The 13,100-nt window shown below is 50.2% G+C and carries 10 protein-coding genes and 1 tRNA gene; 8 read left to right on the forward strand and 3 right to left on the reverse strand.

Translation table 11 applies throughout. From position 1 onward, the window contains the following. Nucleotides 1-114: 114 nt before the first annotated feature. From tnpA to QTL79_RS15300, 4 genes are all read left to right on the forward strand, one after another. Nucleotides 115-585 (forward strand): IS200/IS605 family transposase, encoded by a 471-nt coding sequence (tnpA, locus tag QTL79_RS15285; protein WP_346353254.1) that lies wholly within the window; start codon nucleotides 115-117, stop codon nucleotides 583-585. Between the two features lie 200 nt (nucleotides 586-785). Beyond that, the gene (locus QTL79_RS15290) at nucleotides 786-2,765 is read left to right on the forward strand and encodes a methyl-accepting chemotaxis protein (protein WP_346355833.1); all 1,980 of its coding nucleotides are present in this window, start codon (nucleotides 786-788) and stop codon (nucleotides 2,763-2,765) included. A gap of 130 nt (nucleotides 2,766-2,895) precedes the next feature. Continuing rightward, a complete protein-coding gene (locus tag QTL79_RS15295) occupies nucleotides 2,896-3,180 on the forward strand; it encodes a hypothetical protein (protein ID WP_346355834.1) in 285 nt (94 codons plus the stop codon). Nucleotides 3,181-3,264: 84 nt separating this feature from the next. Further along, on the forward strand, nucleotides 3,265-3,969 hold the full coding sequence (locus QTL79_RS15300; protein WP_346355835.1) for a 5'-methylthioadenosine/adenosylhomocysteine nucleosidase: 705 nt from the start codon (nucleotides 3,265-3,267) through the stop codon (nucleotides 3,967-3,969). 58 nt (nucleotides 3,970-4,027) lie between these two features. On the opposite strand, the gene QTL79_RS15305 is transcribed toward QTL79_RS15300, so the two are convergent. From QTL79_RS15305 to QTL79_RS15315, 3 genes are all read right to left on the reverse strand, one after another. After that, nucleotides 4,028-4,711, reverse strand: a complete 684-nt coding sequence (locus QTL79_RS15305; protein ID WP_346355836.1) for a response regulator transcription factor — start codon at nucleotides 4,709-4,711, stop codon at nucleotides 4,028-4,030. Then, nucleotides 4,708-5,880, reverse strand: a complete 1,173-nt coding sequence (locus tag QTL79_RS15310; protein ID WP_346355837.1) for a sensor histidine kinase — start codon at nucleotides 5,878-5,880, stop codon at nucleotides 4,708-4,710. Before QTL79_RS15310 ends, QTL79_RS15305 begins: the two co-directional genes overlap by 4 nt. Before the next feature lie 104 nt (nucleotides 5,881-5,984). Beyond that, nucleotides 5,985-6,623, reverse strand: coding sequence for a hypothetical protein (locus tag QTL79_RS15315; protein WP_346355838.1), 639 nt, complete (start codon nucleotides 6,621-6,623; stop codon nucleotides 5,985-5,987). A gap of 186 nt (nucleotides 6,624-6,809) precedes the next feature. Here QTL79_RS15315 and QTL79_RS15320 point away from each other — a divergent pair. The 4 genes from QTL79_RS15320 to QTL79_RS15335 all read left to right on the forward strand — a co-directional run bounded on the left by QTL79_RS15320 (nucleotide 6,810) and on the right by QTL79_RS15335 (nucleotide 13,082). Then, nucleotides 6,810-6,886, forward strand: a tRNA-Arg gene (locus QTL79_RS15320). A gap of 128 nt (nucleotides 6,887-7,014) precedes the next feature. Further along, nucleotides 7,015-8,346 carry a PAS domain-containing sensor histidine kinase gene (locus QTL79_RS15325; protein WP_346355839.1) on the forward strand — a complete coding sequence of 444 codons (1,332 nt, stop codon included), beginning with the start codon at nucleotides 7,015-7,017 and terminating at the stop codon, nucleotides 8,344-8,346. A gap of 129 nt (nucleotides 8,347-8,475) precedes the next feature. Next, complete coding sequence (locus QTL79_RS15330) at nucleotides 8,476-10,740, forward strand: HelD family protein (RefSeq protein WP_346355840.1); 2,265 nt, start codon at nucleotides 8,476-8,478, stop codon at nucleotides 10,738-10,740. A gap of 296 nt (nucleotides 10,741-11,036) precedes the next feature. Continuing rightward, complete coding sequence (locus QTL79_RS15335) at nucleotides 11,037-13,082, forward strand: methyl-accepting chemotaxis protein (RefSeq protein WP_346355841.1); 2,046 nt, start codon at nucleotides 11,037-11,039, stop codon at nucleotides 13,080-13,082. Nucleotides 13,083-13,100 lie beyond the last annotated feature (18 nt).

A 13,100-nucleotide genomic window follows, 5' to 3' on the forward strand; every position in this document is an offset into this window, starting at 1 on the left:
CTAGGCGTGTGGTTCCGGAAAGCTTATAGCTATAAGTAGAAAAGAAAAGCCTCCTTTGCTAGAATAAATGCAGGTTTGCCGACCGCATAAACTAACAAAGGAGGAGTATCCAAAATGGATAACAGCAGTTTAGCACACACAAAATGGAAATGCAAATACCATATAGTTTTCGCACCGAAATACAGAAGACAAATCATATATGGGAAAATAAAAAGTGATATCGGAGTTATACTGAGAAAGCTATGCGAACATAAAGGTGTTGAAATTATAGAAGCAAGTGCTTGCCCGGATCACGTTCACATGTTGGTAAGCATACCGCCGAAAATAAGCGTGTCAAGTTTTGTGGGGTATCTAAAAGGAAAGAGTTCATTAATGATATTTGATAGGCATGCGAACTTGAAATATCGATATGGCAATCGACAGTTTTGGTGTAAAGGATACTATGTAGATACAGTAGGTCGAAATAAAAAAGCAATTGAAGAGTATATCAAAAATCAGTTAAAAGACGATGTGATCGCCGAGCAACTTACTTTGAAAGAGCTAGTTGACCCGTTCACGGGTGAGCCAGCAAAAAAGTCGAAATAAGACCCCTTTAGGGGTAGACTGAAAAGGCTATGCGGTTGGCGGACTATTCAGCGAGTCTTGAGACTCAGCCAGTATTATGCCCTTATAGGGCTAAAGCAAACCACCCGTTAGACGGGTGGTCCTGATTTGCAGAAGGGAGGCGGATAAAAGAAAAAAAGTACTGACAAACGCGATGGAATGAGCGATGAGGGGGAATCAAGATGAAATTACGCGGCAAACTTACGTTGATCTTTTCGGTACTGACACTGCTCGTGTTGCTGATTACATCGATTGTCGGTTATAAATTTGCCGAACAACAAGTGACGAGCGGAATTGAAAGGGAACTGAATGAAAGCATCAATGCGCATGCGAACAAGTTGGACGGTTGGTTGATCAGTAAAGCGAAGATGCTGGAAATTACAGTGGGAACGCTGAAAAGTACGGTCGGAGACGGTGAAATTACGGTGCCGATGCTGGCCGGATACAAGACGGTGGACAAGGAATTATCGGATGTGTATTTCGGTTCGGCGGAAGGGAAAATGATTGACGGCAGCGGCTGGACGCCGCCGGCGGATTATGACCCGCGCGCTCGTTCCTGGTATAAGGATGTAAAAGCGCAGGATAAGTTGATCTTTACCGATCCGTATCTGGATATGGTTACGAAGAAGATGGCGGTGTCGGTCGCGCTGCCGGTGAAAAACGCGGCAGGCCAATTGCGCGGCGTGGCGGCGGAAGATATTTTGATGCAGACGCTTGTCGATAGCATCAAAGATATCACTCTGAACGGTGAGGGGTATGCGTATCTGCTTGACGCAAAGGGCGTGATGCTGGCGCATCCGGTAGCCGAGCTGGTGAACAAGAATGTATTGAATGATGAAAGCGACAAAGCATCTGCGGCGCGAACCAAAGAAATGCTAAGCAATGAACGGGGCTTCATCAAGTACAGCTTTAATGACAAGGACGTCATGGTCGTATACAAGAAAGTGCCTGCAACGGGCTGGGTCTTGGCGATTGCGGTGCCGCAAGAGGTCGTGTACAAGCCGTTGGCGGCGCTGAAGTGGCTCTATGGGGCGCTTACGTTGGGCGCGATGCTCCTAGTGCTTTTGGTCACGTTCATCACCGCGAAGCGGATGACGAAGCCGATGGAAATTCTGGCTTCACAGGTGAATGTCGTAGCGAACGGCGATTTGACGGTACAGGCGACCGTTAATGGTCAGGATGAGATTGCTTCTCTGGCAACGGATTTCAACAAGATGGTAAGGAATTTGCGCAAGCTGATCCTTGAGGTGAATCATAGCGCCGAGCAGGTGGCGGCATCTTCGGAAGAGTTGACGGCCAGCGCGGAGGAATCGGCCAAGGCGTCGAGCCAGGTGGCCGGTTCGATTACCGATATCGCGCAAGGTACGGACGAACAATTGCGCGCGGTTGAGCAGGCGGAAGACGTGGTCAAAGCGATATCGGACGGAATTGAGCGTATGACGGTCGATGCTGACAAAGCGGTGCAAAAATCGGCGCAGGCGGCCGAACGCGCTAAGGCGAGCGGTCTTTCAATCGACAAGGCGGTGCATCAAATGCAGTTGATCGAAGAGACGGTCAACACGTCGGCGCAGGTCGTTGCGAATCTTGGCGAACGTTCGAAGGAAATCGGCCAGATTGTTGAGACGATTTCCGGCATTGCCGGGCAGACGAATTTGCTGGCGCTCAATGCGGCGATTGAAGCGGCGCGCGCCGGAGAACAAGGGCGGGGGTTTGCCGTAGTGGCCGATGAGGTTCGTAAACTAGCAGAGCAGTCGCAGGAAGCCGCCAAGCAAATTGCCGCGTTGATTGGTGAAATTCAAAGTGAGACTGCGAAGGCGGTTGCAGCGATGGACAGCGGCACACATGAGGTCAGCGTTGGGACACAGGTCGTCAATGAAGCGGGCGGCGCGTTCACTGAAATCGACGGATTGGTGCGGCAGGTAGTGGAACAAATCGAAGGCTTCTCGTCTGCGATGCAACAGATCGACAATGGAAGCCGAAGCATCGTTTCATCGATGAAAACGATTGATGCGTTGAGCAAGAAGGCGGCTGGGGAAACGCAGACGGTATCGGCTGCGACCGAAGAACAGTCGGCGTCGATGCAGGAAATCGCGTCGGCGAGCCAAAATCTGGCCGAAATGGCGCAAAAACTGCAGGAAACGGTGAAGCAATTCGAGGTGTGAAGTTTGTTGTAAAAAGCAGGCCGATAAAAGCATAACGCAAGTTAAAACAGCAGCCGATGGCTGCTGTTTTAACTTGTTCTTTCTACGCTGATTCGTGGTAAAATAAAAAGCGAAGCAGAGGAGGGAGAGAATGAAGTCATTACAAAAAGCGGCCGCGTTTCTGGTAATGATCGGTTTGGAACGGGGGCGTAGTGTTCTTGATCTGATGGATAGTGATGAAATAAAAACGGTGGTGGACGCGATCGGCAAGTTGCCGGCGTTAACGCCCGAGATGCAGCAGCTGGTGTGGCGTGAGTTTGCCGCTTTGGGCTATAAGGAAGATATGAATCCCTCGGATACGCTGAATGCGATACGGGGACTGTTTAACGGCAGCAAGATCAGCGAAAGGGCGGCTGCCGGCTGGTTCCAGAAGTAGCGGCAGGAAGTTTTGCGTCGGGACAGAATATTAGCGAAGTATGGTTTTGTTGGTCAGCGTAAAAAGGAAAGGATGATGAATGAAATGATATTGGGAATTATTGGCGCGATGCAGGAAGAAATCGAACTGTTATTGACGAAGGTGAAGACCGAAAAGACCGTTGAAAAGGCCGGGCTGAAATTCTTCGTCGCAACCTATAAGGGAGTAAAAGTCGTCATTGTCAAAAGCGGCATCGGCAAGGTCAATGCGGCGCTGTGTGCGCAAATCCTGATTTCGGAATTTGCCGTGACCGGAGTTGTCAATGTCGGCTGCGCGGGCGGCGTAATCCCGAGTTTGGAAATTGGCGACGTTGTCGTAGCGGATGAGGTTGTTGAACACGATTATGATTTGAGTACGGTATGGCCATCGTTCAAGGTGGGGCAATTGCCGGAGATCGGCCAGTTCATGCAAACCGATGCGACGTACCGCCAAGCGGCGATTAAAGCGGCGCAGTCCATTACGGATATCGGCGTATCAACCGGAAGAGTGGCGAGCGGCGACACTTTCGTCAGCGATTCGGCGCTGCGTCAGCGGATCGTCGATGCGGTCGCACCGGCCGCGGTGGAAATGGAAGGCGCGGCAATCGGTCATGTCTGCGTTTTGAACAAAGTTCCGTTCGTCGTAATCCGTTCGATCTCTGATAACGCATCGACCGGCGCGCATAGCTCGTTCGAGGAATTCCTGCCCAAGGCGGCTGCGAATGCGGCGGCCATCCTGCTGGCGATGCTGGACGGCTTTGCAGCGCAATAATAAAACGGATAAAATAAGACCTCCGGCCAATTGTTTTAGGCTGGAGGTCTTTTGTCGTTTAAGCGTTGAAGCGGTAGCCTGCACCCCAAAGCGTTTCGATGTATTCCGGTGCGGCTGGGTCGGTTTCAATTTTTTTGCGTATTTTTTGAATGTGAACCGCGACAGTCGCCGTATCTCCGCAGAAGTCATCGTCCCACAGCGTGTCGAACAAATGAGACTTGCTGAATACGATGTTTGGATTGGAAGCCAGAAAAAACAGCAAATCATATTCTTTGGCGGTAAAGGTGACGGGGTTGCCGTTGACGCTGACTTTGCGCGAGGCCGGAGTGATTTCGAGTCCACGATGTTGCAGGACGGTGGAGGCAATAGGGCCTTTGAGGCGTTCATAGCGTTTGATATGTGATTTGATTCGCGCGACCAATTCGGCGGGACTGAATGGTTTTGTCAGATAATCGTCTGCACCGAAGTCGAGGCCTCTTATTTTGTCGATGTCATCGCTGCGCGCCGAGACGATAAGAATCGGCACTTCGAGGTTCCGGCGAATTTCCTTGATGATTTCAAAACCGTCTTTTTTCGGCAGCATCAGATCGACGACGATCAAATGATAGACGCCGGACAGTGCATGGCTGAGTCCGAGCAGACCATCGGATACGATGTCGGCCTGATAGCCGTTTAGTTGCAGATAATCGCGTTCGAGCTCGGCGATGTCGCGGTCGTCTTCAATGAGCAAGATTCGTTTCATAAAGGAGCCTCCTGTTCCAGCGCGTCTGAGAGCGGCAGACGGAGCGAAAAGCAGCATCCCTGACCAAGCTCGCTGACGACGCTGATCGTGCCGCCATGCGCTTCAATCAATTCTTTGGCGATTGCAAGGCCCAGACCGGTACTGGCGTAGTCTTTTTTGCGTTCGCTGTCGACGCGGAAAAAACGGTCGAAGATAAACGGCAATTGATCGGCGGGAATGCCGGGGCCGTTGTCGGAAACGGCCAGCGTAAGCCAGTTGTCCGCTGCCGATACGGTCACGCGGATTGCGAGCTGGCCGTCAGTGCTGTGTGTTACCGCATTGCTGATCAGATTGTTAAAGGCTTGATGAAAGCGCTTGCCGTCGATTTTTATCTGATAGTCTTGCGTCAATGCGTCGCAATACTGAAAGGAAACGCCTTTTTCGCGCAGGTCAAATTCATATTCTTCCATAAAATCGCTGAGAAATGGGCGGATCGAGACGGGGGCATAGCAAAACTCAAGCTTGGCCATGTCCAGCTTGGAGAAGAGGAATAAGTCGTCAATCAGATTATTAATGTATATGGCGTTGGAATGGATCGTGCGTAAATATTTTTCTTGCGCAGTCGGCGGCGTCTGTGCGTCGCACAGCGCTTCGATATAACCTTGGATAGCGGTGATCGGCGTTTTCAAATCGTGCGAGATGTTGGCGATTAATTCTTTGCGATTGGCTTCGTACTCAGCCTGCATTTGCTCGCTTTCGGCCAATTTTTGCGCCATTTCGTTGAACGAAAGAATCAGCAAGCTGAGATCGTTTGGCTCGGCGCAATTTACTTTCACGTTGTAATTTCCGTTGGCAATTTCATCGATACCTAACTTAAGGTTTTCGAGCGGGACAAAAATTCTTTTTTCAAAACGTTCGAGAAAGAAAAAATGCGCGACTTCTTTTATAATAATCAAAGCGGCGAGAAAAAGAGCGACTCCTTCAAAACCAAGCCAAGTGAATAACAAATATAAGAGCAACAGGTTAAAAAGTAAAAGGATCGGGCGAAGCCGGCGAAAATTGCGATGATGACGATGAAAGTCGCGATGGTGATGTCCGTGAATCATGCGCAGACGCATGAGAAAAGGATCGCTGCAGCAACTGTTTGGCTGCGTGTCCGGCTGAGAGCGCGAGGCGCGACATTTAAACATAATCAAATCACCTGCCGTTTTTCCGTATAGCCGCATTATAGTGCAAATGACCGAAAGGGTGCAAACCATTTTTGGCTGCACCCGTGACGATTCTGCTTGGCGGCTTATTTTTTAAACTGTAGATCGCCGGAGAATTGGAGCGTGTGATTGCCTTTTTCTTCGCTGCGCTGCACGCCGTCGAAGGCGAGCGTCGCCGTTTGAATATCGCTCTTTTCGCTGACGAGAACGGTTAGCGAAAATTTTCCTTCCGTCAAAGCGGCGAGTTCTTTTCTGACGCAGCAATCGTCGCCTTCACCATGTTGTTCTTTGGCCATTTCCAAGAGTTCTTTGAGTTCTTCGGGCAGTTTTGTCAGGTTCAATGTCAGTCGAATCGTATGATCGGCCTGCTCTTCAGCCTGCAACTCCTGTAGAAGATGGAAGGCCAATGCCAGTTTGCTTAGTTTGGCCTTAAAGCCGCAGCAGCGGCCCATGTGGCGGTGATGATGGCCGAAAGCGTGCCCGCGACTATGGCAACAATTGCTGAATTCGGTCGTGCTTTGATGCTGGACTTGTTTTCCTTCGTAGTCGAGCGTGGTGTGAATAATGGATTTGCTTTGTTTGGTGAGTAAATTTTTTTCGAATTCATTTTGCAGCGTAAAAATTGTGTTTTGATCTTTTTTGATTTCCAGTTTGACAATTCCGGCGGCGCGCTCTTTGGCACGCAAATTTTTTACCACATCATAAATTACTTTTAGCTTGTTCATGTTATAGCCTCCTGATTTCTTTGTATTGGTTTCTCTGGCTTTAGTATAAAAAATGAAAATAAATGGCTGATAACCAAAAGATAAAAGTTTTATAAAATCAGTTAAAAGTTTTACGACAGAAGACGGCGGTCTGCTGATCATTGACAGAGCAGAATGGATTCGGTACAATAATAGCGGTGAACCAATGGCTCCGTAGCTCAGCTGGATAGAGCACTTGACTTCGAATCAATAGGTCGGGGGTTCGAATCCCTCCGGGGTCACCATTTAAAACAAGGCGTCCCAAGCTTAGGCTTGGGACGTTTTTTCTATCTTTCAAACAAAAGAAGGTAAAAAATGGAATGACAGGGAAGTGCTAATAGCAGAGCGATAAAAGAACAAGGAGCTGGAAAAAATGGAGCGGAAAACTGCTGCAACGAATTTTCTTGCTGAGCGGTCAGATGCAGCGGATAAAATGAAAATTTTATTTCAGGCGGTGCAGCAAAGTACGAACGTTGTGATTATTACGAATCGCCAAGGGAGCATTGAATATGTGAATCCGCAATTTTGCCGTGTTACCGGCTATACGGAACAGGAAGCGATTGGCGAGAATCCGCGGATTTTGAGATCGGGTAGTCAGCCGGACGCGGTATATAAAAGTCTTTGGCAGACGGTGTTGCGGGGCGAAAGCTGGAGCGGCGAGTTTTACAATCGTACGAAGAGCGGCGGTTATTATTGGGCAAATGCCGTGATTTCACCGGTAAAGAATGAAGCGGGGGAAATCATCCATCTGATGGGCATTCAAGAGGATATAACTCAACGCAAATTAGTCGATCAGGAGCTACAGCATAAGACGGCCGAATTGGAAGAGATGCTGCGAAAACTGCAGCAGACGCAAGGCGTGTTGATTCAACAGGAAAAAATGGCGGGTCTCGGACAATTGGCGGCCGGGGTGGCGCATGAAATCAATAATCCGCTCGGTTTCATCATGAGCAATTTGAACACATTGCAGAGCTATGTGGCTAAGATCAGTGAAATGCTGGAACTTGGACGGCAGCTGCGCAGTCAGGTGTTGAAAAGCGATGTCCGCGAAGCGCGTCTCTTGGCGGAGCGCATTGAACAGCAGGCGCAGGCGGCGCAGCTCGCGTTCATCTTGGATGACCTGCCGGCGTTGTTTAAAGAATCCGGCGAAGGCATGGAAAGGGTCGGCAAGATCGTGAAAAGTTTGCGGGCGTTTGCCCGGATTGATCAGCTTGGCGAAAAGGAACAGTACAATTTGCTGGAAGGCATACGCAACACTCTGTTGATCGCTAACAGTGAGTTGAAATATGTTGCCGATGTTGTCACGCAGCTAGAGCCGGTTCAAGAGATTGAAGCATTGGGCGGCGAAGTCAATCAAGTGTTGCTGAATATCATCATGAATGCAGTGCAAGCGATCAAAAAACGTCAGTCAGGAAGCGGCTTGGGACGAATCACGCTGAAAAGCTGGCAAGAAGCGGAGTATGTCTGCTGCAGCATTGCCGATAGCGGCGGGGGAATCAGTGAGGAGCATTTGACGCGAATTTTCAATCCGTTTTTCACAACAAAACCGGTTGGCGAGGGAACGGGGCTGGGACTTAGTATTTCGTATGATATTATCGTCAAGCGGCATGGCGGGAAGTTGTGGGCGGAAAACAAAGAGGACGGTGCGGTTTTTTATATAAAATTGCCGATTGTTTGCATGCAGAATTCGGAAATCATTTCGTGATAAATGGACAATTTATCCGGCATCGTGTATAGTGTAAGTGACGATACCTGCCACGCTGCGGTATGGCTTTTGCCCGTACTGCGAACTTGGCGGGTTGTCTCTTTTTCTATTTACAATGAAGGAGCATACATGAACGAACAAGAACAACGACAAGAAATAGAACGTCTGGCGATTACGATGCAGCAACTGGAATGCCAGTTGGCGATCAGTGAAGATCTGTGCAGCGAGAAACATTCGGAAACGCGCGATACGCTGCTTGATTACTGGGGCTTATGCGGCGGCAACATTGCTGACGAGGCGCAGCTGGTGGAGACGGCAAACCGGCAACGAGCGCTTTCGACGATCGTGCACGAGCTGCCGCGCAACTTGCGCAAGATGCTCGATGCGCCTTATTTTGGCCGAATTGATTTTGCGGAATCTGAAGGTGTTGTCCTGGGAACGCCGGAAGCGATATATGTCGGCTTGGCGTCGCTGAGCGATGGGGAAAGCGGTGAATTCCTCGTTTATGACTGGCGTGCACCAGTCGCGGGCATGTTTTATGATTTTGGTCTGGGCAAGGCCGGATACGAATGCCCCGGCGGCCGGATCGATGGAATGATCAGTTTGAAGCGGCAGTATAAGATCAAACAGGGACGGATGCAGTTCATGTTTGACGCCGATTTGAAAATAGACGACGAAGTATTGCAGGAGATTCTCGGTAAGAGCGTCGACGACAAGATGCATACGATTGTAAACAGCATCCAGCGCGAACAAAATCAAATCATTCGCGACGGAAAGTATCGGGCGCTCTTTGTTGAGGGGCCGGCAGGCAGCGGTAAGACCTCGGTTGCGCTGCACCGGATCGCTTTCTTGCTCTACCGCGATCGCGCAAGCATCAATGAGAAAAATGTGCTGATCCTTTCGCCGAACCATGTGTTTAGCGATTATATATCCAATGTCTTGCCGGAAATGGGCGAAAAAAACGTCTTGCAAATGACGTTTCAGGATTATGCCGCGGAGGTGATGGCCGAGCAGCCGATTCGCTTTGAAACTCGTACCGCGCACTTGGAAGTCGTTCTTTCCCCTGTCGGCGGTGATGCACAAGCCGTACGGGCGGCCAATATCCGCTTCAAGTCGTCCGCTGCATGGGAAAAGATCCTGCAGGCGTATCTGGGCTGGCTGGAAAAAGATTTGGTCGACGATTATCCGGATATCATGCTGCGCGACAAAGTGGTTTTCAGTAAAGAGAAATGGCGCAGTTACTATAAAGACATGTTTGCAGCGATGCCGCCGCATGTCCGCTTGGACAAAATCAGGCGACTGGTTCACGATGCATTACGTCCGTTGATTTATGAAATCCGTACAGAACAGGAAAAAAAGATTCTGGCGACGACGAATGAAGTGAACAAGAAGACGATTAAGGCGATGGCTCGCATGGCGGCGCAAAATGAATTGCGCCCGGTTTTTGAACGGATTGACAAACTGACGCGCCTGACGCCGCTCGCGGCGTATCGCAAATTGTTCAAAGGAAATTGGCTGGCGGCAAAGTTTTCTCGCGTTGCAGCGTTTCCGTCGGAATGGACAGCCATTCAGCGGCAAACATTGGCGTTTTTGAACAACGGCATCCTGACGAATGAAGATTTGGCGCCGTTTTTGTATTTTCAAGGCATGTGGCAGGGCTTTCCGGTGCGACGCGACGTCAAACATCTGATTATCGATGAGGCGCAAGATTATACGACGCTGCAGTTTAAGATTTTGAGCCGCATGTTTCCCGAGTGTACTTGGACGGTGGTCGGCGATACGGCACAGGCGATTCACCCGTTTTTGCGCACAGCTAGCTTTGCCGAAATGAGTGAAATTGTTGCGTTGCCCGATGCGCATACCTTTCAACTGAGTCGAAGTTATCGTTCGACGCGCGAAATACAGGCGTTTTGCCAGGCGCTGCTGCGTCAGACGATGCCGACCGACTCGGTCAATCGCAGCGGTGTGCTTCCGGCATTGACAAAGCTCTCCAGTCCGCAGGCGTTAGCGCCGACGCTGCTGGCGGCCATCGAAGAAATCCGACAGGCTGGCTGGAACTCGATCGGCATCATCGGCAAGAACATCGAAACTTGTCGACGGATTTTCCTTGCGCTAAAAGGAAAATTGAACGTCAATCTGGCGGTGGAAGAAGATGGCGGTTTTTATCGCGGTATTGTTATCATTCCGTCGTACTTGGCGAAAGGGTTGGAATTTGATGCGGTGCTGGTGGTCGATGCCGACGCAAGCCATTATCGACGCGAAGAAGAGCGCAATCTCCTTTATACGATTTGCACGCGGACGTTACACGAACTGCGTCTCTTTTATCGTAACCAGCCGTCGCCGTTTTTGGCCGGACTGGACGAAACATTATATCGTCGTCTGCCAGGCGCATGAAAAAAGAAGTCCCGTATTGCTTGTAAGCAATGCGGGACTTCTTTTTTACGAGACCTGCAGGGGGAAAGTATACATGTTTCTAAAGAAATAGAAACAGGAGAAAAACTGAAAAAAAAAGAATATTGGATCATAAGGAGAGATATAAATAAGATAGGATTTTGGAATTACTTTAGTTACACAATACTTAGAAAATGTGCGAAAAGAGAACGGACACAGGGGAACGATTGTTAAGTGGAGAAGTGTAACTTAATTATGTGTATTAGAAGAAGGGTTATAACTAAAAAGGAGGTTTCATTATGGAGAAGAAAATTGCGATTGGCGGAATACGGGGGAAGCTGCTAAGCGTCATGCTCTCGTTGTTGGTACTGTCACTGGGCGTCTCGGCGCTGCTCAGTTATTATTTCGCCAATCAGTATTTGAAAAAAAGCATTGATGATACGGCGATGGCGGTGGCATCGGATTATTCGCAGCGAATTCAAGGTGATATTGACAATCTGAGAATACAGTTGGAAGAGTTAGCGAACAGTCCAACAATTGAGATGGGCAAGGAACCGGCTGCGATACGCTCTTTGCTGGCAGATTTACAAAAGCGGCAGTCTCGTTTCGATAATGTGAACTTCATTCAACCGGACGGCAATGGTTTTCGTAATGACGGAAGCGTGACAAATGTCAGCGACCGTGATTATTATAAGAAGGTCGTAGAAACGAAAAAACCGTATGTCTCCGATCCGCTGCTTTCGCGCTCAACTGGCAAACTGGCCGTGATTATCGGCGTGCCGGTGCTTAACAGCCAAAACCAGCTGATCGGGATGATCAGCGGCAATTTATCACTCGACAGAGCCAGTGAAATGCTGAAAGATCTGAAATTCAAAGAGACCGGCTATGGTTTTCTGGTCGATGACGGCGGCCTGGTCATTGCACATCCAAAGCGGGCGGAGTTGATCGGCAAGCTTGATTTGAGCAAAAAGGAAATCGATCCGGTTGTCAAGGCCGCTACGAAAGAAATGGATGAACGTTTGATGAAGAATTTTGCCGCCGCGAAAAGCGGCAAGGCGGTACTTGGCGAATATGCCGCCACCGACGGAGTCAATCGTTTGGGAATCTTTGCACCGTTTCAAGTGTCGGAGGGGCAGCAGTGGATAATGGTCGTATCGGCGCCGATGGAAGAGGCGACGCGTGAAGTAAACAATCTGACGAAGATCATGCTGGGCGTCGCGATTGGCGCGGTACTGCTCGCTTCGCTTGTCATTTGGATCGTCAGCGGCAAACTGGCGATGCCGATCAGCCGGATGCGAGACGAAGCAATGCTTCTGGCCGAAGGAAATTTGCGGCGGCGTGATATTCTGATTGATTCCAACGATGAGATCGGGCAGCTGTCGAGGGCGTTTGATGTGATGACCCGGAATCTTAGGGAATTGATCACCAAGGTGCAGTCGCAGTCGGATACGGTTGCCGCATCGAGCGAAGAATTGACCGCGAATGCGCAGCAATCGGCCGATGCCGCGAGCCAGGTTGCCGATTCGATTACGACGATTGCCGGCGGCATCGACAGCCAGGCTACGGCGGTCACAAACATGTCGGCCGTGGTGGAAGAGATGTCGGGCAGTATCGAGCAAATCGCCGCGACCGGAAAACTGATCTCGGACATTGCCGCACAGGCTGCGCAAAATACCAGCCAAGGCGGCCGCGTCATCAGTCAGGCGCTTGAACAGATGAAAGAAATCGGCAATGGTTCACAGGCGGTGGAACACGCTATCGGCGAACTGGCAAAAGGATCGCAGGAAATCAGCGAGATTGTCAATCTGATTTCTTCGATTGCGGGACAGACGAATTTACTGGCGCTGAATGCTGCGATTGAAGCGGCGCGCGCCGGGGAACAGGGTCGCGGTTTTGCCGTGGTAGCCGAAGAGGTGCGTAAGCTGGCCGAGGATTCCAATCAGGCGGCGCAGCGTATCGCCGGATTGATACAAAAGAATGAAACGGATATGGCGGAAGCGATCCAAGCGACCCAGTCCAGCAGCAAAGGCGTTGTCGCCGGTGTTACGATGGTCGGCGAAGCCGGTGAAACGTTCAAAACGATTGCAGGCGCGGTCGAGACTCTATCGATTCAGATCAAGGAAGTCTCTGATGCAATCGATCAGATTGCGGTCGGCAGTCAGGATCTGGTCGGCTCGGTGCAGCATATCGACAGCATCAGCAAGACCAACGCCGATGAAGCGCATACGGTTTCGGCCGCGACGGAAGAACAGTCGGCCAGCATGGACGAAGTCGCTTCGGCCAGCCTAGCCTTGGCGACGACCGCTGGCGAACTGCAGTCGGCAGTGGCAAAATTCGAGGTCTGAGTTAGAACAAGAAAAACC

Origin of the sequence: Azotosporobacter soli, assembly GCF_030542965.1 — a bacterium.
GTDB lineage: Bacteria > Bacillota > Negativicutes > SG130 > SG130 > Azotosporobacter > Azotosporobacter soli.